The sequence below is a fragment of the Thermoanaerobacter sp. YS13 genome (assembly GCF_000806225.2).
In the GTDB taxonomy this organism is placed as follows: Bacteria; Bacillota; Thermoanaerobacteria; order Thermoanaerobacterales; family Thermoanaerobacteraceae; genus Thermoanaerobacter; species Thermoanaerobacter uzonensis.
In genome coordinates this window covers 657,501-675,531 of sequence record NZ_JOOI01000001.1, presented here as the reverse complement: position 1 = coordinate 675,531, position 18,031 = coordinate 657,501, and the positions used below count along the sequence as shown (strand labels likewise).

Sequence of the window (18,031 nt, the reverse complement as noted above, 5' to 3'; positions counted from 1 at the left end):
AATGACTGGTGAAATTAACAAAGGAAATGCTTGATAAAGTAAGAGATATAGAGGGATTTCCTATTGGTAAAGATGAAGATATAATAGAACTTTCTGATCCGCCTTATTATACTGCATGTCCAAATCCTTTTATAAATGAATTCATTGAAAAATACGGGAAACCTTATGTTGAAGAAAAGGATGATTACAATTGTGAACCCTATACGGCAGATGTATCTGAAGGGAAAAATGATCCTATATACAATGCCCATTCGTATCACACAAAGGTGCCTCACAAAGCGATTATGAGATATATACTACATTATACAAAGCCAGGAGATATAGTATTTGATGGGTTTTGTGGAACTGGCATGACGGGGGTTGCGGCACAGATGTGCGGCAACCCTGACCCGGAGTTTAAACTTAAAGTGGAAAAGGAGTTTGAAAAAGAGGGTAAAAAAGTAGAGTGGGGAGCAAGAAGAGCCATTCTTGGAGATTTATCTCCTGCTGCTACTTTTATAGCTTACAATTACAATACCCCTGTTGATGTGGAGGAGTTTAAAAAAGAGGCAGAGAGGATACTTAAGGAAGTAGAAAAAGAATGTGGGTGGATGTATGAAACCATACATACTCTTGATGGCGTTCCGCAATATGACATAACAGGAAATGTTATAAAAGGTAAAATAAATTATACTGTATGGTCTGATGTGTTTATATGTCCCAGCTGCAGCAATGAAATAGTTTTTTGGGATGCTGCTGTAGACAAAGATGATGGAAAAGTTCTGGATGAATTTAAATGTCCTCACTGTGGTGCAAAATTAACCAAAACAAGTCTTGAGAGGGCGTGGAGGACTGTTTATGATAAGGCTATTGGTGAAACAATAAAACAGGCAAAACAAGTACCTGTTCTTATTAACTATACAGTAGGTAAGCAAAGGTATAAAAAAAAGCCTGACAAATTTGATTTGGAACTTATACAGAAAATTGAAGAGATGGATATACCCTATTTGTATCCAACAGATGCCATTCCTAAAGGCGACAAAACTGGAGAACCTATAAGAATTGGCATAACACATGTACATCATTTTTATACTAAGAGGAATTTGTATGTATTGAGTGCTTTATATGAGAGGATAAATAATATAGTAAATTTAAATAGAAGAAATTTTTATTGGTTAATAAGTGCTGTTACTGAGGGGGGGTCAAGATTAAATAGGGAGAGACCTAAGGGATTACCAAGCAAATTATCCGGTACATTATATGTAAGTTCAATGATACATGAAGTTAATATTATTGATTTTATAGATAGGAAAATTGCAAAAAGAATTTTAATTAATAAGGATGCAGGGATAAATTTAGGAAAAGTGAAAATTACTACCCAGTCATGTAATAACTTTGATAATATAAATTCTAATTCTATAGATTACATTTTCACAGACCCTCCTTTTGGAGATAACCTTATGTACAGTGAGCTTAATTTTCTATGGGAGGCATGGCTTAGAGTATTTACAAATAATAAAACAGAAGCTGTTATAAACAAGATACAGAAAAAGGGACTTCATGAGTATCAGGAGCTTATGGAGAAGGCTTTTTCAGAGATGTACAGGATATTAAAGCCAGGAAGATGGATGACTGTAGTGTTTCACAATTCTAAAAATGCTGTGTGGAATGCAATACAGGAGGCGATCTTAAAAGCTGGTTTTGTAATAGCAAATGTACGAACCTTAGATAAAAAACAAGGAAGTTTTAACCAGGTAACTACAACTAATGCTGTAAAACAAGACCTTATAATATCAGCTTACAAGCCTAAAGAAGGGTTTATAAAAAGGTTTTTGAAAGAAGCTGGAACGGAAGAGGGAGTATGGGATTTTATAAGACAGCATCTAGAAAAACTGCCTGTTGTTATAGAGACAAATGGAAAACTTGATATAATACCAGAAAGACAGGAATATTTACTTTATGATAGTATGATTGCATTTCACATACAAAAGGGTGCTACTATTCCAATGAGTGCTGCTGAGTTTTATGAGGGATTGAAGAAGAGGTTTATAGAGAGGGATGGAATGTACTTTTTACCGGATCAGGCGGCTATTTATGATACAAAAAGGCTCAAATTAGAACTTAATGAGCAGCTTGCTTTTGTAATACAAGATGAAAAGACAGCAATACAGTGGCTGAAATTTAAGCTTTTAAATAAACCTATGACATATCAGGAAATACAGCCTATGTTTTTAGAGGAGTTAAAGCAGCTAAGATATGAAAAACTGCCAGAGCTTTTGGATTTACTACAGGAAAACTTTTTGCAAGATGAGGCAGGCAGATGGTATGTGCCAGATGCAAATAAGCAGGCAGACCTTGAAAAACTGAGGGAAAAAAGATTACTTAAAGAATTTGAGGAATATAAAAATGTTCCAGGACGACTTAAAGTTTTTAGGACAGAAGCCATAAGAGCTGGTTTCAAAAATTGCTGGAAAAACAAAGATTATGAAACGATTGTAAAAATAGGCGAAAAACTGCCTGAAAATGTGCTACAAGAAGACCAAACTTTGCTCATGTATTATGATAATGCAGTGACAAGGTTAGGTGGTTGATTTGTTCAAAGTTGGAGATTGGGTTTTTGATATTGATAAAAAAAGAGCAATGAAAATAATTGATGTATTTGAGTTGTGGGGGTATGTTTCTTACAGCATATATGATCCGATTGAAAAGGTGACCTATACTGTGTCAGATAAAAGACTTGTAAGTACAGAGAAGAAAAATGAGTTTGACTTAAATTATTTCAAATATGTAACTATAGCTTCGCGCATTTCAAATGAACTGGCTCAGGGTTTTTTGTCTTCGATAAGCGGCAGTATTATACCACTGCCGCATCAAATATATGCGCTAAACAGGGCACTGTCAAAGAGTACAGTAAGATATCTTCTGGCAGATGAAGTTGGTTTGGGAAAAACAATTGAGGCAGGACTTATCATAAAAGAGCTTAAAGCAAGAGGGCTTGTGAAAAGAATTTTAATTATAAGTCCTAAAGGGCTTATAACTCAATGGCATGATGAGTTAGAATTAAAGTTTAATGAAGATTTTAAAATTATACTTCCTCAGGATTTTGAAGTTTTGAAGAGAATTTATGGAGAGGGGAATATATGGGATAAGTTTCCACAAGTTATAACTTCATTGGATTCAGTAAAACCTGTTGAAAAGAGACAGGGGTGGACGAAGGAGCGCATTAAAGAATTTAATAAAGAAAGAATGGAAAACCTCGTTATGGCTGGATGGGATATAATCGTTGTAGATGAAGCTCACCGCTTGGCAGGTTCGAGCAGTGATGTAGCAAGGCACAAACTTGGAATTGAGTTGTCGAAAGCGAGTCCTTATCTTTTATTATTGACAGCAACACCTCATCAAGGGAAAACAGATTCATTTTTGAGGCTTATGAGACTTATTGATAAAGAGGCATTTCCTAATGAGAAAGCTATTGTAAGAGAGCAAGTTGCTCCATATATTATTCGTACGGAAAAAAGAGAAGCTGTTGATAGAGATGGTAATCCACTTTTTAAGAAAAGGATAACTAAGACAGTTAATATATCATGGAACATGAAGCATAGCCTACAAAGGGAACTTTATGAGAAAGTTACGAAGTATGTAGCTGAAGGATATAACAGAGCTAAAAAGGAAAAAAGATATTATATTGGGTTTTTGATGGTTCTTATGCAAAGGTTAGTTACAAGCAGTACCCATGCTATAAAAGTTAATTTGGAAAATAGGCTTGAGTTTTTAAAAAATGAGGTCGTAGGAATAGAATCTATTGAAGAAGATATGTTTTTTGAATATGACGCACAAAAGGTATTAGATGAATTGTTAAAAATAAAATCTATTGATATAAAAAAAGAAATAGATGAGTTAGAGGAACTTTTAAGATTGGCGAAGCAAGCTGAAAGTCAATATATTGATGCAAAAGCAGAGGTTCTTATAGATTTTATTGATCAGCTTTCAATGGAGTATAAAAATAGTCAAAAATTTATTGTTTTTACAGAATTTTTAGCTACACAGCAATATTTGAAGGATTTTCTTAAAAGTAAAGGATATAAAGTAGCTATATTAAATGGTTCTATGTCTATGGAAGAAAGAGATGCTTCATTGAAAGAGTTTAAAAATTACAAAGATGTTTTGATTTCGACTGATGCTGGTGGAGAGGGTTTAAATCTACAATTTTGCAATATTGTTATAAATTATGACTTGCCATGGAATCCGATGAAAATAGAACAGAGGATAGGTAGAGTTGATAGAATAGGGCAGGAACGAGATGTATTGGTTTTAAATTTTATGTTAGAGGATACGATTGAATTTAGAGTGAGGGAAGTTCTGGAAGAAAAATTAAGAATGATTTATGAGCAGTTTGGTGTTGATAAGATGGGTGATATACTTGATTCTGTACAGTCAGAGATGGATTTTACGGAGCTTTATATGAGAAGCATTGAGATGCCTGAAGGTATAGAGTATAACGTAAGTATTATGGAAGATAAAATAAAGGAAAAGACAGAGCAAATAAATAGGATAAAAGGATTGTTGAGAGAAGAGAAGGAACTTGATTTAAATATAGTAAGTAAAATTAGTGGGTTACCGATTAATGAGTGGATTAGGGATATGTATATAAATAAAATGGCTGCTGAAGGGGTAGAAATTTCTATTGATATGTTGGATGAGAATTTGATTTCGTTGAATAATGAAGAAATTAAAAATATGATAAAAAATTTGCCTGTATATATAAAAAGTAGCAAGATACCGATTTTATATTTAAAAGATGTTTCAAATGAAGAGGGATATTGGTCTTTATGGGAAATTAGCATTAATGGAGATTCTGAGAAGTTTAAACATGTATTCCCCGTTTTTTTAAACAAGGATAAAAAAGTGAGAATTGCTTCTGCAAATCTGATATGGGATATTTTTTTGAAGAATGAAAAAGAAGTAATTTTTAAGGGGTATAAATCAATTGATGAGGAAATGTATGATTTTATACATGATACTGCAAAGAATATGGCTTATGATTATTTTGAGAAAATAAAGAATAATTATTTTGAGAATTTAGTTAAGGAAAAAGAGCGATATGAATACGCTTTTAAGTTAAGAAAAGAAGCTATTTTAAGGATAGGACTTGAGGCTGTAAGGCGTCGGAGACTTGTGGAATTAGAAAATGAGGAAAGAAGATGGAAAGAAGAAATTGAAAAGTCTATGGATATATTGCCTATGTTAAAGCCTTTGTACATTGTGTATTTGGAGTGAGTCTATATGATTAAGGATTATATCAGAGATAAATTATCTTTAGAAGGTTCTAATCTTATATTGTTAGAGGATAAAGATGACATTTTAAATGAAGAAAGCATTATAGAGATGCTGCATAAGGATGAATATGAGGTATATAATTATCAGGAACCGGATAGTTTTAGGTTTTATTATGAATTGAACTATAGAAAATTTTATGATTCTTTTGTAGAACCCAATAAGAAATTTATACTTAAGTGTAAAGAAATAAATGAAATTCCTTATGATATACAGACAGTTTTTCATCATGTGTCCATATCATTGAAAGAAATTTTCCCAAAACTTGATTATGCTGTTTTAAAAGAATTGGGTACGGACTTTTTGGGGAAAATTTATGAGGTATATAGTTTTTACGATGGAAATGTGTTGGGGGAAAATGGGACAAAAGATTATGTGATGAAGGCTGTTTTTGGAATTATTCCAGAGCACATAAATAATTTAAATGAGCTTGTAAAGGCATTTTTACGACTGTATTACAAAAATATTGAGCTACCTAAGGTGCTTTCTGATTATTTGGAGTATAAATTAAGGCAGAAAGAGAATTTAAAAGATGTACCTTTAAATGAAATTTTATCAGGAAAGGATAGATTTTTTAGATTTGTAAGGGTACAATGGAAGAATTATATCAATGATTTAATAGAAGGGACGCATAATGCCAAAATTGATTTTAGTGACTATGATATTAGGGCATATCTTGATAATATTTTTTATGAAAAATATATTGAACCTATAGAAGTGGAAAATATTGAAAGGCTTCCCAAATGGACATATGTTGGAATTTTGTATGATGAGAATGAAAGGTATTTGAAAGAATATAGAAAAATGATAGAAAAAATAAAGGAGTTGTTGAGTTTTAGTAAGTCGTATAAGGATTGGATGAATTTGTCTTCTTTATGGGCAGTAAATGTGAATAAAATGGGGGATAATATTGTGATTATTAGATAAATTGAAAGGTGTTTTATAAGGGAATATATAAAAATTACAGTAATTTGAAAGAAGGTGATTTCCATTGAGCTGGAGATTTAGAAAAAGTATTAGTCTGGGTAAAGGAGTTAGAATAAATGTCAGTAAAAGCGGTATAGGTTTTAGTGTAGGGAAAAGAGGTGCGAGAATAGGGGTAGGTCCCCGGGGAGTTTATACTTCTTTTGGGATTCCGGGGACAGGTCTTTATACCGTCAATTATTTAAATAAAAAGAAAAAACAAGTCAGTTCTTCACTTAACACTCAAATAAATAATGTTAGTATAACTTATCCACCAGAAATATTGAAGAAAATGCCTTCAAAAGTTCCTAAGTATTTGCTATTTATTGCTTCTTTTATATTGCTATTTGCATATACTCTCTTGGGAATATTAGGCTTTATAATTTTTGTGTTTTATTCATATACATTAAGCAAGAAGCCTATTTCAAAAGCTATTTCCTTTTTTAATAAAGGCAAGTTAGCCTACAATAGTGGTAATTATGAAAAAGCTTTAGAGAATTTTTTAAAAGTCATTGAAATAGAGCCTGATGCGACTTCTTTATATAAAGAAATTGGAATTATTTATATTCATTTAGGAGAAGATAAGAAGGCTATTGAGTGTTTTGAAAAGTATCTTTCTAAGTATCCGGAGGATTTGGAGGCAAAAACTCATTACATTAATCTTTTAATTAAGGTTGGGCAATACCAAAAGGCACTTGAACTTATGAATTCATTGCCAGAGGAGTATAAGAATAGTTTGCCTGTAATCAATGCTATGGCTGATTGTTATATAGAACTTAACAAACCTGATATGGCTCTAGCAGTTTTAGAAAAAGGACCAATGAGAAAGAGAAAAACTGATACTGAAGAGATAAAGATATTCAGGTATTTACTGGGGACAGTTTATATGAAATTAGGACAAAAAGAAAAGGCGTTAAAGCAATTTCAAAAGATTTATGTGGAGGATAGTAATTTTTTGGATGTGGCTGAAATTTTAAATGAGATGGAAGGTTAAGAATACCGTAAAAACTTTATGTATACTTCTCAAGTTCTAAAGGAAAAACCTTTCAAAGCTATTTAATAAGTTTTGCGATATTTATCTCTAATTCTTTAAAAATATTAACTTTTATAGTATCTTCTATTGTATATTTTTCGGGTTCTGAATATTGACCCTTTTCATCCAATTTGTAGACAAATATATTTTTTGAAATGGGATTTACTATCCAGTATTCCTTCACTTTAAATTTTTCATATAAATAGAGTTTCTTAACGTAATCAATAGAAGCATTTGAGGGTGAAACGACTTCGATTATAAAGTCGGGTGCACCTTTTAAGCCTTTATCGTCTAATTTACTTTTATCACATATCACAGAAATATCAGGTTGAACAACATTTTTACAATTTTCTTCAGTTTCATCTTTGTCTATTAATCTAACGTCAAAGGGTGCCACATAAACTTCACATTCTAAATTTTTTTCTTTAATAAAATTCCCTATAACCCTTGAAACTTCTGTAATTATTTTTTGATGAATTCTTGAAGGTGAAGGTGACATAGCGACAAAGTTACCTTCAATTAATTCTACTCTTTCACCATCTTCCAATTTAAGATAATCGGAATATGTGTAAATATTATGTTTTATTGGGAATTCCATAATTATCACTCCTGAATTTATATTAAATTTCTGCGGAGGAATTAATGCAATTTAGTATATATTCCTCCATAATTTCATTATATCTTATGAGCACTATATTTTAAACCTATAGCTTTAAAATGTTTTATTTTGTATAATATATTCGTACAGCAATATGGTTAGAAAAACAAATGAATACATAGGAGGAATTGGCATTGGAGATAATTATTGTAGCGTTTGTAGTTTTGCTTGACCAAGTGACAAAATACCTTGCAGTGAAATATCTTATGCCTATAGGGAGTTATCCTGTTATAAAGAATTTTTTTCATCTTACTTATGTAGAAAATAAAGGTGCGGCATTTGGTATGCTTCAGAATAAGACTCTTTTTTTTATAGTTATAACAGTAATTGTAGGGGCTGTGCTAATTTATTCTATGATTAAACTGCCAGGGAATAGTGTGTATAATTATACACTTGCTATGATTTTAGGTGGTGCTATTGGAAACCTAATTGACAGAGTGAGATTAGGGTATGTTGTAGATTTTATTAATTTTAAATTTTTCCCTGCGGTTTTTAATGTTGCAGATTCTTTTATAGTCATAGGAGCTATTATATTAGGATATCTTATGATTTTTAAGGAGAAGGCGTGATGGGATGAACATAGTAGATAAGATAGTTTTGCAAGGAGAAAAAGAGGATGAGGGAAAGAGAATAGACGTTTTTCTTGCGGCAGAGTTAGATTACACAAGGTCTTATATTAAAAAATTGATTGTGGATGGGCTTGTTTTTGTAAATGGTAAAACGGTAAAGCCCAGCTACAAGGTAAAAGAGAATGATGAGGTTGTTGTAAATATCCCAGAGGCAGAGAAAATTGATGTACTGCCAGAAAATATACCTTTGGATATTCTTTATGAAGATGATGATATAATTGTGATAAATAAGCCCCAGGGAATGGTAGTGCATCCGGCACCGGGAAATTACAGTGGTACACTTGTAAATGCACTTCTTTACCACTGCAAAAATTTATCGGGAATTAACGGCATTTTAAGGCCGGGTATAGTTCACAGGCTTGATAAGGATACCTCTGGTGTGATGGTTATTGCTAAAAATGATAAGGCCCACATAAGCCTTTCGAATCAAATAAAAGAAAGAAGTGTTGTAAAAAAATATGTTGCTATTGTAGAGGGAGTTATAAAAGATGAAGCGGGGGAAATTGAGGCACCTATAGGAAGGCACCCTGTTGACAGGAAAAAGATGGCTGTAATAGAGGATGGAAGATATGCTCTTACATTGTACAAAGTTTTGGAGCGGTTTAAAGAAAATACATTAGTAGAGGCGGTTATAAAGACAGGGAGGACTCATCAGATAAGAGTGCATATGGCTTATATTGGTCATCCTGTCGTAGGGGACCCAGTATATGGTTTTAAAAAGCAAAAGTTTAAGTTGGAAGGGCAGGCATTACATTCACGTGTTTTAGGATTTATGCATCCTACAAAAGGAGTTTACATGGAGTTTGAAGCTCCTCTTCCTGAGTATTTTGTAAGGTTGATTGAAATTTTAAGACGTTCCACTCATTAAAAAGTTTAGATTTTATGTTTATGGGTATATTGCGAAGCTATTGAAATTGTATATTTGCATGTTATGTTTAATTTTTTATGTCATCAAGAACATTTTTACATGTCATCCTGAGCCGGAGCACTTCAGGCAAGAATTAAACTTTTATCCTCTCTCTATTTACTAAATATATCTCATCTCGCTCTGGTGGAGTTATTTCTTCTTTTCCTTTTGATGTTATTAAATATTTCCCTTCTTTTATAATTTTACCTATTATTGTAGCTTGTATTCCTTTTTCAGATAGAGATTTGACTATTTTATCTCCATCACTGGCAGTAATTATCATTGAACCGCTGGATATGAGCTTTAAAGGGTTTATGCCAAAAAAACGGCAAATTTCTTTTGTTTCAGGGCGTATTGGCAATTTTTCTTCATATATTTCAATACCAAGGCCTGATGCTTCTGCGATTTCATAGGCTGCTCCCAATATTCCACCTTCTGTTATGTCATGCATTGCATTTGCACCATTTTGTGTTGCAATAAGTCCTTCTTCTATGACACTTATTTCGTTTAAAAAATTTTTTGCTTTTAAGACAAAATCTTTATCGTAGCGCTTTAGCAGCAAATCTTCATAATCAGTTGCTAAAATTGCTGTACCTTCAAGGCCTAAAGCTTTTGTAACTATGACATCATCGCCTATTTTTGCGCCTTTTGTGGTTATGTATTCACCTTTTTTAGCTATGCCAATTGCTGTTGTGCTTATAATAGGCTTGTTTACTGTAGAGGTTATTTCTGTGTGGCCTCCTAAAACTTCAATGCCTAATTTTTTTGCTGCTCTATCTATTTCTTTCATGATGCCATGTAAAGTAGCTTCTTCAGTACCTTCAGGAAGCAGTATAGTTGATAATATTCCAATTGGCTTTGCGCCACAAGAAGCCAAGTCATTACAGGATATTATGACAGATAAAAAGCCGCTTAATTTGTCTGCTGCTGTTATGGGGTCTGTTGAAAGGACTGCCACGTATTCGCCGAAATCGATTATGCTACTGTCTTCTCCTAATTGGGAGTGGACTAAAACTTCTTTTCTTTTAACGCCAAGATAAGGGAAAACACTTCTTTTTAGTATTTCTACAGGTACTTTTCCTACTTCCATTTTGTCACATCCTTCTTTTAATATTGGTGTCAATACTAACATCTTAGCACAATTTTTATTTTTTTTAAATATTCCCTATAGACAAGTTGAAAAGAATGTGATAATATATAGAAAACGAAGTCCTTTAAGCAGTCCTGTGAGGCTGGCAAGGTTGGCATAATTATATGTAGCATAAGAAGCTTCTTGCCAGTGCAAGAAGCTTTTTTGTGGAGGTTAGGAAGTTGAAGATAAAAGCAGAGATAATGGATGAAAAAGCCATAGACAGAGCCTTGATAAGAATAGCCCATGAGATTGTGGAAAGGAATAAAGGCATTGAAGATGTGGTTTTGGTAGGCATTAAGACAAGAGGAGTGCCTTTAGCAGAAAGAATAGCGAGGTATATATCGCGAATTGAAGGAAAAAAGCCTCCAGTAGGGTCATTGGATATCACCTTATATCGCGATGACCTCACAACAGACCTTGAACAGCCTTTAGTGAAGAAAAAAGATATAGGTGTAGATGTAGTAGGTAAAATAGTGGTATTAGTGGATGACGTGATATACACAGGAAGGACTATAAGGGCTGCTATGGATGCAATTATCGATTTAGGGAGGCCTAAGGCAATACAGCTGGCAGAATTAATAGACAGAGGGCACAGGGAATTGCCTATAAAGCCAGATTATGTGGGTAAAAATGTTCCAACATCAAAAAATGAAATAGTAAATGTGATGTTGGAGGAAGTAGACAAAGTCAACAGAGTGGTAATAACTGAAAAGTAGCACCTTTAATTTAGCCCAGTGAGGCTAAAAAGGGAGAATGATAAATATTCTCCCGGAGTGTTAAACTCTAAAAAGGGAGGATTTTTTATGCCAAAATTTAAAAACCCTAATTTTAACAAAAGAGAATATTTTATACAAAAAGAGTAGTACCATTTCACATTATTGTGATGTGGTTACTACTCTTTTTTTAAAAGGAGGAAGGTAATGTGGATAGAAAAGACCTATTAGGCATTAAGGATTTATCGAAAGAAGAAATACTGGAAGTTTTAGATACTGCAAAGGAGATGAAAAAAATTCTGAATGGAGAAAAATATTCACAGATACTAAAAGGAAAGACAGTTGTGACGATTTTTTTCGAACCTAGCACGAGGACAAGACTATCTTTTGAGATGGCAGCAAAGTATTTAGGAGCCCATTACGGCAATATAGAAGTGGCAACCAGCAGTGTGGCTAAAGGGGAGTCTTTAATAGACACCATAAGGACTGTTGAGATGATGAAGGCGGATGTGATAATAACAAGGCACAACATGAGTGGAGCGCCGCATCTTATGGCAAAATACACAAATGCCTCTATCATAAACGCAGGAGATGGTATAAACGAACATCCGACTCAAGCCTTGTTGGACATGATGACAATCAGAGAAAAGAAAAAAAGCTTTGAAGGATTAAAAGTGGTGATAATAGGAGACATTATGCACAGCAGAGTTGCACGGTCAAATATATGGGGTCTTAAAAAGATGGGGGCGGAAGTGAGAGTTGCAGGCCCTTCCACCTTGATGCCACCCCAAATAGAAAAGATGGGAGTTAAAGCTTACTACAATGTAGAAGAAGCTATAAAGGATGCGGATGTAGTGATGGGACTAAGAATTCAATTGGAAAGGCAAAAAAGTGGACTATTCCCATCAATTGACGAATACAGAGAATATTTTGGGATAAATAAAGAGAGAATGAAACTTGCAAAAGCTGATGCGATATTGATGCATCCAGGACCTATAAACAGAAATGTTGAAGTTACTTCAGAAGCAGCAAATGCTGAGTATTCTGTCATAGAAGAACAGGTAACGAATGGTGTCGCTGTCAGGATGGCACTTTTAAAAATACTTTGTGAAAGGAGAAATTAAAATGAGAATGATTATAAAAAACGGTACTGTAATAGATAGGTTTGGAAGTGAAGTTAAAGCGGATATATTAATAGACTATGGTATCATAAAAGCGATTGACAAAAATATACAAGCCTCAGACGGGATAGTGATTGATGCGACAGGCAAATATGTACTCCCAGGTTTTGTGGATATGCACACCCATTTAAGGCAGCCGGGATTTGAAGAGAAAGAGACTATTAAAACAGGAACAGAAGCTGCAGCAGCAGGAGGTTACACTACTGTTGCCTGCATGCCAAATACAAATCCTCCTATAGACAATGAAATAGTAGTAGAATATGTAAAAAGCATTGCGCAAAGAGAAGGAGTTGTAAAAGTACTGCCTATAGGAGCCATGACAAAGGGAATGAAAGGCGAAGAAATAACCGAGATGGCAAAACTTAAAAAAGCAGGGGTTGTTGCCTTATCTGATGACGGTTTTCCAATAATGAGCGCAGGGCTTATGAAGAGGATAATGACATATGGAAAAATGTATGACTTACTCATGATAACTCACTGTGAAGACAAAACATTAAGTGGCGAAGGTGTAATGAATAGCGGAGTAATTTCCACAATGATAGGATTAAAAGGCATACCAAGAGAAGCAGAAGAAGTCATGCTTGCAAGAAATATTATACTTGCAAAGTCAACTGGTGTAAGGATTCACATCGCACATATCTCAACAAAAGGAAGTGTCGAACTTATAAGAGAAGCGAAAGAAAAGGGAGTGAAAATAACTGCTGAAGTGACTCCTCACAATCTTACCTTGACAGATGAAGCAGTCTACAATTACGATACAAACACAAAAGCTTATCCACCCTTAAGGACAAGAGAGGATATAGAAGCATTAATAGAAGGATTGAAAGATGGCACAATAGATGCAATCGCGACAGACCATGCCCCTCACACTAAGGATGACAAAAAAGTGCCTTACGACATGGCTGCTTTTGGAATATCAGGTTTAGAAACAGCATTTTCTGTGATAAATACTTTCCTTGTACAGACAGGTAAAATAACCATAAAAGAGTTAGTCAATTACATGAGTATAAATCCTGCGAAAATATTAGGTATATCCAGTGGGATAAAGGTAGGGTCGATAGCGGATATTGTAATTGTAGACCCTTATGAAGAGTATGTAGTTGACAAAGATAAATTTAAATCAAAAGGAAAAAACACACCTTTCCATGGTATGAAGCTAAAAGGAGTTGTGGAATACACAATAGTTGAAGGTCAAATAAAATATGCAAGGGATAGAAAAATTGAAAAAATTGAGGTATAATTAATAAAGGAATATTTATGCGATAAAATGAATAAATTTTCAATAAGAGGATGGTGTAGATGTTTATTGATAAATTAATTGAGAGTATAAAATCTAAAAAAAGTCCTGTAGTGGTAGGACTTGACCCCAGAATTGAAATGACGCCTAAGTTTATAAAGGATACTGCCTTTAAAAAAAGAGGCGAAAACATTGAAGGTGTGGGTGAAGCTTTATATCTCTTTAACAAAGGGATAATAGATGCAGTCTACGATATTGTGCCTGCGGTCAAAATCCAAGTTGCTTTTTATGAAGCTTATGGGATAGAAGGATTTAAAGCTTTTTTCAAAACTGCTGAATACGCCAAAAATTTAGGGCTTATGGTAATAGCGGATGTTAAAAGAGGAGATATACAAGAGGTTGCAAAAATGTATTCAAAAGCTTATTTGCAAAACCAGTTGTTTGATGCTATTACTGTAAATCCCTATATGGGTGAAGATACTATAATCCCTTATGTAGAAGATGCGATCAAATACAATAAGGGTATATTTGCACTTGTCAAGACTTCAAATAAAGGTTCTAAAGATATACAGGATATAAAAACTGCAACAGGAGAATACGTCTATCAACTAGTTGCTAAAATAATAAATAAAATTTCAAAGTCAGCAGTTGGGAAATATGGCTATAGTTCTATAGGTGCAGTAGTAGGGGCAACTTATCCAGAAGAGGCAAAAGTGCTAAGAAAGGAAATGCCAAATTGCTTCTTTCTAGTGCCAGGCTATGGAGCACAAGGGGGGACTGTTGAAGATATAATGGATTGTTTTGATGAGAATGGATTTGGCGCGATAATAAATTCTTCACGGAGCGTTATCTATGCATATCAAAGTCCTTACTGGAAAGATGTATATTCTGAATATGAGTATGCACAAGCGGCGAGAGCCGAAGTAATTCTTATGACAGGCATGATTAACAATGGGCTTGTTAAAAGAAAATACATTGCTTGTTGAGGTGAAAAATGGAAACCAGGATATTGTCTAATGAAAAGATAGCCAGTGGCATTTATAAATTGGTATTTGAGTGGAAAGGGGGAATACCCTCTCCAGGCCAATTTGTAATGGTAGACTGCAAAGGCAAGACTTTTCTAAAAAGGCCTATAAGCGTATGCTCTGCTGATGACAAATCCATGACAATTGTATATCAGGTTAAATGGGAAGGTACTAAAAATTTATCCGAAATGAAAAAAGGAGACACAATTGAAGTAACAGGTCCTCACGGACATGGTTTTGAACTATATGAGGACAAAAATGTGTTAATAGTAGGAGGGGGAATAGGCATTCCTCCCCTTCTATACCTTGCTAAAAAAATCAAAGCAAAAAATTTGTATATTGCGTTGGGATTTAAAAGTGAAATTTTTCTTGTGGAGGACTTTAAAAATTTAGGAGAAGTTATTGTCACGACAGAGGACGGAAGTTTTGGTAAAAAAGGAATGGTGATACAAGGAATTGAAGATATAATTGATAAGATTGACATAATATATGGCTGTGGACCAAAACCTATGCTAAAGATATTACAAGATATTTCTCTTAAAAATAACATTCCTTGTCAAATGTCTGTAGAAGAAAGGATGGCTTGTGGCATAGGAGCTTGTCTTGTATGCGCTTGCAAAGTGAAAAAAGATGGTGGTTTTGAGTACAAAAGAGTGTGCAAAGATGGTCCCGTCTTTTGGGCAGAGGAGGTGGAGTTTTGAATTTACAAGTTGAAGTTGGGGGACTTAAGTTAAAAAATCCGGTGATGACAGCTTCAGGTACTTTTGGGTTTGGAAGAGAGTACGGAGAATATATTGATTTAAATAAATTAGGAGCGATAGTTGTAAAAGGACTTACAATAAAACCTAAAGAAGGTAATCCACCTCCACGAGTTTATGAAACTCCTTGTGGAATGCTAAACAGTGTAGGGCTTCAAAATCCGGGTATAGATGCTTTCATTGAGAAAGAGCTGCCCTTTTTAAGAGATTATGATGTTGCTGTAATAGTAAATATTGCAGGAGAAACCATTGAGGAATTTGCTTACATGGCAAAGAAGCTTGATATAGATGGTGTTGATGGAATTGAAATAAATGTCTCCTGTCCAAATGTGAAAAAAGGTGGTATGGCTTTTGGAATAAATCCTGATGATATATTTAATATAACAAAAGAAGTAAAAAAAGTTACACAAAAAACTGTTATTGTAAAATTAACACCAAATGTGACGGATATTGGGGTTTGTGCTAAAGCAGCAGAAGATGGAGGAGCAGATGCTGTATCTTTAATTAATACAATTGCAGGGATGGCTATAGATATTGATACAAGAACCCCCATTTTTAAGAACATGATTGCGGGTTTGTCTGGACCTGCTATAAAGCCTATTGCCCTTAGGATGGTGTATGAGGCAGCGAGAGCCGTGAAAATTCCTGTTATAGGTATGGGCGGTATAAGTTCATTTAAAGATGCATTAGAATTTATGATTGCGGGGGCGAAGGCAGTGGCAATTGGCACTTGTAATTTTGTAAATCCCAATTGCACAATTGAGGTTATTGAGGGAATAAAACAATATATGGTTTTAAACAATATAGAAGACATAAATGAGATTATAGGTTCTTTAAAGGTTGATTAAAGGGGATGAGAAAATGGAAAAAGAAGAAGTCTTAGAGATTTTTAGCAAGTTAGGAGTAATTAACAAAGGACATTTTTTATTGACATCAGGAAAACACAGCGATACCTATTTGCAGTGTGCGAAAATATTTCAATATCCTAAATACAGCGAAATTTTTAGTAAAGAATTGGCATTAAAATTTAAAGGCCACGAAATAGATGTTGTAATAGGGCCTGCAATTGGAGGAATTATATTGGCCTATGAAGTTGCTCGTCAAGTTGGAGCAAAAGCTCTTTTTGCAGAAAGAGAAGAAGGAATGATGAAGCTAAGAAGAGGATTTGAAATCAAAGAAGGAGAAAATGTGCTTGTAGTAGAAGATGTAGTGACAACAGGGGGCTCCGTAAAAGAAGTTATAGAGTTAGTCAATTCTTTAAAAGGTAATGTAATAGGAGTTGGAAGCATAGTTGATAGAAGTGACGGGAAGGTAAATTTTGAAGTTCCTTTTAAGTCTGTGGTAAGCTTGTATGTTGAAGCATTTGAAAGAGAGGAATGTCCCCTTTGCAAAGAAGGCATTCCTCTTGTAAAGCCGGGAAGCAGGAAATTTTAAGGTATAAGCATATTTATAACTCTCATTGTTTCAGGTCCTACAATTCCGTCAACTTTAAGGCCATTGTCCCTTTGAAATCTCATAACAGCGTTTTTGGTTCTTGGCCCAAAAATGCCGTCTATTGGACCAGGGTCATAGCCTAAACTTTGAAGAATCATTTGAAGCTGAAGGACATCGTACCCGACGGTACCCTCATATAGAAGCCTGGAGCCTAATTGTTGCCTCTCCATTTTTTCACCTCATTTATACACTTTCACTATTACACAATATGATAAAAATAGGGAAAGTGTTCTTTTTTATAAGACTTGTAGAATTAGGCACTTTAAGTATTGAGTTTCTTCAGAGGCTAATAATATTGGATGGTCTTTTGATTGAGTACGTTGTTCTACAAGTCTTACATTTCTTTTGGCATCATTGGCTGCCTCTTTAATGACATCTAAAAACATATCAGGTTTTATGTGCTGTGAACAAGAACAGGTGATGAGAAAGCCTCCTTCTCTTAGAATTTTTAATGCTCTTAAATTTATTTCCTTGTATCCCCTTAATGCGTCTTTTACAGTTTCTTTGCTTTTTGTAAAGGCAGGGGGATCTAGTATTATAGTATCAAACTTTCTGCTTTCTTTGTCATATCTTCTTAATAGGTCAAAGGCGTTGTCACATACGAAATTACATCTTTCTTGATAACCACTGAGTTCTACATTCTTTTTTGCCATTTCAATGGCTTCCTCAGAGATGTCGACTGTCTCAACTCTTTTTGCACCATAGTGAAGGGCATGTACTGTAAATGAGCCTGTATGGCTGAAACAGTCTAGAACTTCTGCATCTTTAACGTAATTTTGAATTGCTTTTCTGTTTTCTTTTTGATCTAAAAAATACCCAGTCTTTTGGCCATTTTCAATGTCTACCCAAAATTTTATTCCATTTTCTTCAAATTGTTGCATTGTGTCAAACTTGCCGTACAAATATCCTTTTTGCTGTGGAAGCCCTTCTAATTCTCTTACATTTACATCATTTCTTTCATAAATGCCTTTGGGATTTAATATTTCAA

At 34.2% G+C, this 18,031-nt stretch carries 17 protein-coding genes (1 of these 17 running past the window's edge); 13 read left to right on the top strand and 4 right to left on the bottom strand.

Annotated elements, in window-relative coordinates; genetic code table 11:
* Positions 1 to 8 precede the first annotated feature (8 nt).
* The 4 genes from THYS13_RS03505 to THYS13_RS03490 all read left to right on the top strand — a co-directional run bounded on the left by THYS13_RS03505 (position 9) and on the right by THYS13_RS03490 (position 7,270).
* The gene (locus THYS13_RS03505) at positions 9 to 2,570 is read left to right on the top strand and encodes a DNA methyltransferase (RefSeq protein WP_042833176.1); all 2,562 of its coding nucleotides are present in this window, start codon (positions 9 to 11) and stop codon (positions 2,568 to 2,570) included.
* 1 nt (position 2,571) lies between these two features.
* Positions 2,572 to 5,256, top strand: coding sequence for a DEAD/DEAH box helicase (locus THYS13_RS03500; RefSeq protein ID WP_042833175.1), 2,685 nt, complete (start codon positions 2,572 to 2,574; stop codon positions 5,254 to 5,256).
* Between the two features lie 6 nt (positions 5,257 to 5,262).
* Entirely contained in the window at positions 5,263 to 6,240 is a 978-nt protein-coding gene (pglZ, locus tag THYS13_RS03495) for a BREX-3 system phosphatase PglZ (RefSeq protein WP_235603224.1), read from the top strand.
* Positions 6,241 to 6,304: 64 nt separating this feature from the next.
* Positions 6,305 to 7,270: a DUF4236 domain-containing protein gene (locus tag THYS13_RS03490; RefSeq protein ID WP_042833174.1), complete on the top strand. Its 966-nt coding sequence runs from the start codon at positions 6,305 to 6,307 to the stop codon at positions 7,268 to 7,270.
* 58 nt (positions 7,271 to 7,328) lie between these two features.
* Here the strand turns inward: THYS13_RS03490 and THYS13_RS03485 are convergent, their stop codons facing one another.
* On the bottom strand, positions 7,329 to 7,907 hold the full coding sequence (locus tag THYS13_RS03485) for a Uma2 family endonuclease (protein WP_042833173.1): 579 nt from the start codon (positions 7,905 to 7,907) through the stop codon (positions 7,329 to 7,331).
* A gap of 194 nt (positions 7,908 to 8,101) precedes the next feature.
* Here THYS13_RS03485 and lspA point away from each other — a divergent pair, with 194 nt between their 5' ends.
* A complete protein-coding gene (lspA, locus tag THYS13_RS03480) occupies positions 8,102 to 8,536 on the top strand; it encodes a signal peptidase II (protein WP_042833172.1) in 435 nt (144 codons plus the stop codon).
* Positions 8,537 to 8,540: 4 nt separating this feature from the next.
* Positions 8,541 to 9,464, top strand: coding sequence for an RluA family pseudouridine synthase (locus THYS13_RS03475; RefSeq protein ID WP_042833171.1), 924 nt, complete (start codon positions 8,541 to 8,543; stop codon positions 9,462 to 9,464).
* 133 nt (positions 9,465 to 9,597) lie between these two features.
* Here THYS13_RS03475 and THYS13_RS03470 read toward each other — a convergent pair whose 3' ends face one another.
* Positions 9,598 to 10,593, bottom strand: a complete 996-nt coding sequence (locus tag THYS13_RS03470) for an AIR synthase family protein (RefSeq protein WP_042833170.1) — start codon at positions 10,591 to 10,593, stop codon at positions 9,598 to 9,600.
* Positions 10,594 to 10,814: 221 nt separating this feature from the next.
* Here THYS13_RS03470 and pyrR point away from each other — a divergent pair, with 221 nt between their 5' ends.
* The 7 genes from pyrR to pyrE all read left to right on the top strand — a co-directional run bounded on the left by pyrR (position 10,815) and on the right by pyrE (position 16,983).
* Positions 10,815 to 11,351 (top strand): bifunctional pyr operon transcriptional regulator/uracil phosphoribosyltransferase PyrR, encoded by a 537-nt coding sequence (gene pyrR, locus THYS13_RS03465; RefSeq protein WP_029688802.1) that lies wholly within the window; start codon positions 10,815 to 10,817, stop codon positions 11,349 to 11,351.
* Between the two features lie 206 nt (positions 11,352 to 11,557).
* The gene (locus THYS13_RS03460) at positions 11,558 to 12,472 is read left to right on the top strand and encodes an aspartate carbamoyltransferase catalytic subunit (protein WP_042833169.1); all 915 of its coding nucleotides are present in this window, start codon (positions 11,558 to 11,560) and stop codon (positions 12,470 to 12,472) included.
* 1 nt (position 12,473) lies between these two features.
* Positions 12,474 to 13,769, top strand: a complete 1,296-nt coding sequence (locus THYS13_RS03455) for a dihydroorotase (RefSeq protein ID WP_042833168.1) — start codon at positions 12,474 to 12,476, stop codon at positions 13,767 to 13,769.
* A gap of 59 nt (positions 13,770 to 13,828) precedes the next feature.
* Positions 13,829 to 14,752: an orotidine-5'-phosphate decarboxylase gene (pyrF, locus tag THYS13_RS03450; RefSeq protein ID WP_042833167.1), complete on the top strand. Its 924-nt coding sequence runs from the start codon at positions 13,829 to 13,831 to the stop codon at positions 14,750 to 14,752.
* Between the two features lie 8 nt (positions 14,753 to 14,760).
* Positions 14,761 to 15,492, top strand: coding sequence for a dihydroorotate dehydrogenase electron transfer subunit (locus tag THYS13_RS03445; RefSeq protein WP_042833166.1), 732 nt, complete (start codon positions 14,761 to 14,763; stop codon positions 15,490 to 15,492).
* Positions 15,489 to 16,397, top strand: a complete 909-nt coding sequence (locus tag THYS13_RS03440) for a dihydroorotate dehydrogenase (RefSeq protein WP_042833165.1) — start codon at positions 15,489 to 15,491, stop codon at positions 16,395 to 16,397. The genes THYS13_RS03445 and THYS13_RS03440 overlap by 4 nt, the downstream gene beginning before the upstream one ends.
* 13 nt (positions 16,398 to 16,410) lie before the next feature.
* A complete protein-coding gene (gene pyrE / locus THYS13_RS03435) occupies positions 16,411 to 16,983 on the top strand; it encodes an orotate phosphoribosyltransferase (protein WP_039929352.1) in 573 nt (190 codons plus the stop codon).
* On the opposite strand, the gene THYS13_RS03430 is transcribed toward pyrE, so the two are convergent.
* Positions 16,980 to 17,213, bottom strand: a complete 234-nt coding sequence (locus tag THYS13_RS03430) for a peptidoglycan-binding protein (protein ID WP_003868407.1) — start codon at positions 17,211 to 17,213, stop codon at positions 16,980 to 16,982. The two genes, pyrE and THYS13_RS03430, sit on opposite strands and share 4 nt — an antisense overlap.
* 66 nt (positions 17,214 to 17,279) lie before the next feature.
* Positions 17,280 to 18,031: the 3' portion of a class I SAM-dependent rRNA methyltransferase gene (locus tag THYS13_RS03425; protein WP_006570357.1), read on the bottom strand. It continues 424 nt past the right edge of the window; the window shows 752 of its 1,176 coding nt (coding positions 425-1,176); the start codon falls outside the window, past its right edge; it ends in the stop codon at positions 17,280 to 17,282.

Coding starts and splice junctions, on each gene's coding strand:
- pglZ (WP_235603224.1), top strand. CDS start 5,263: ATGATTAAGGATTATATCAGAGATAAATTATCTTTAGAAGGTTCTAAT.
- THYS13_RS03485 (WP_042833173.1), bottom strand. CDS start 7,907: ATGGAATTCCCAATAAAACATAATATTTACACATATTCCGATTATCTT.
- THYS13_RS03475 (WP_042833171.1), top strand. CDS start 8,541: ATGAACATAGTAGATAAGATAGTTTTGCAAGGAGAAAAAGAGGATGAG.
- THYS13_RS03470 (WP_042833170.1), bottom strand. CDS start 10,593: ATGGAAGTAGGAAAAGTACCTGTAGAAATACTAAAAAGAAGTGTTTTC.
- THYS13_RS03455 (WP_042833168.1), top strand. CDS start 12,474: ATGAGAATGATTATAAAAAACGGTACTGTAATAGATAGGTTTGGAAGT.
- pyrF (WP_042833167.1), top strand. CDS start 13,829: ATGTTTATTGATAAATTAATTGAGAGTATAAAATCTAAAAAAAGTCCT.
- THYS13_RS03445 (WP_042833166.1), top strand. CDS start 14,761: ATGGAAACCAGGATATTGTCTAATGAAAAGATAGCCAGTGGCATTTAT.
- pyrE (WP_039929352.1), top strand. CDS start 16,411: ATGGAAAAAGAAGAAGTCTTAGAGATTTTTAGCAAGTTAGGAGTAATT.
- THYS13_RS03430 (WP_003868407.1), bottom strand. CDS start 17,213: ATGGAGAGGCAACAATTAGGCTCCAGGCTTCTATATGAGGGTACCGTC.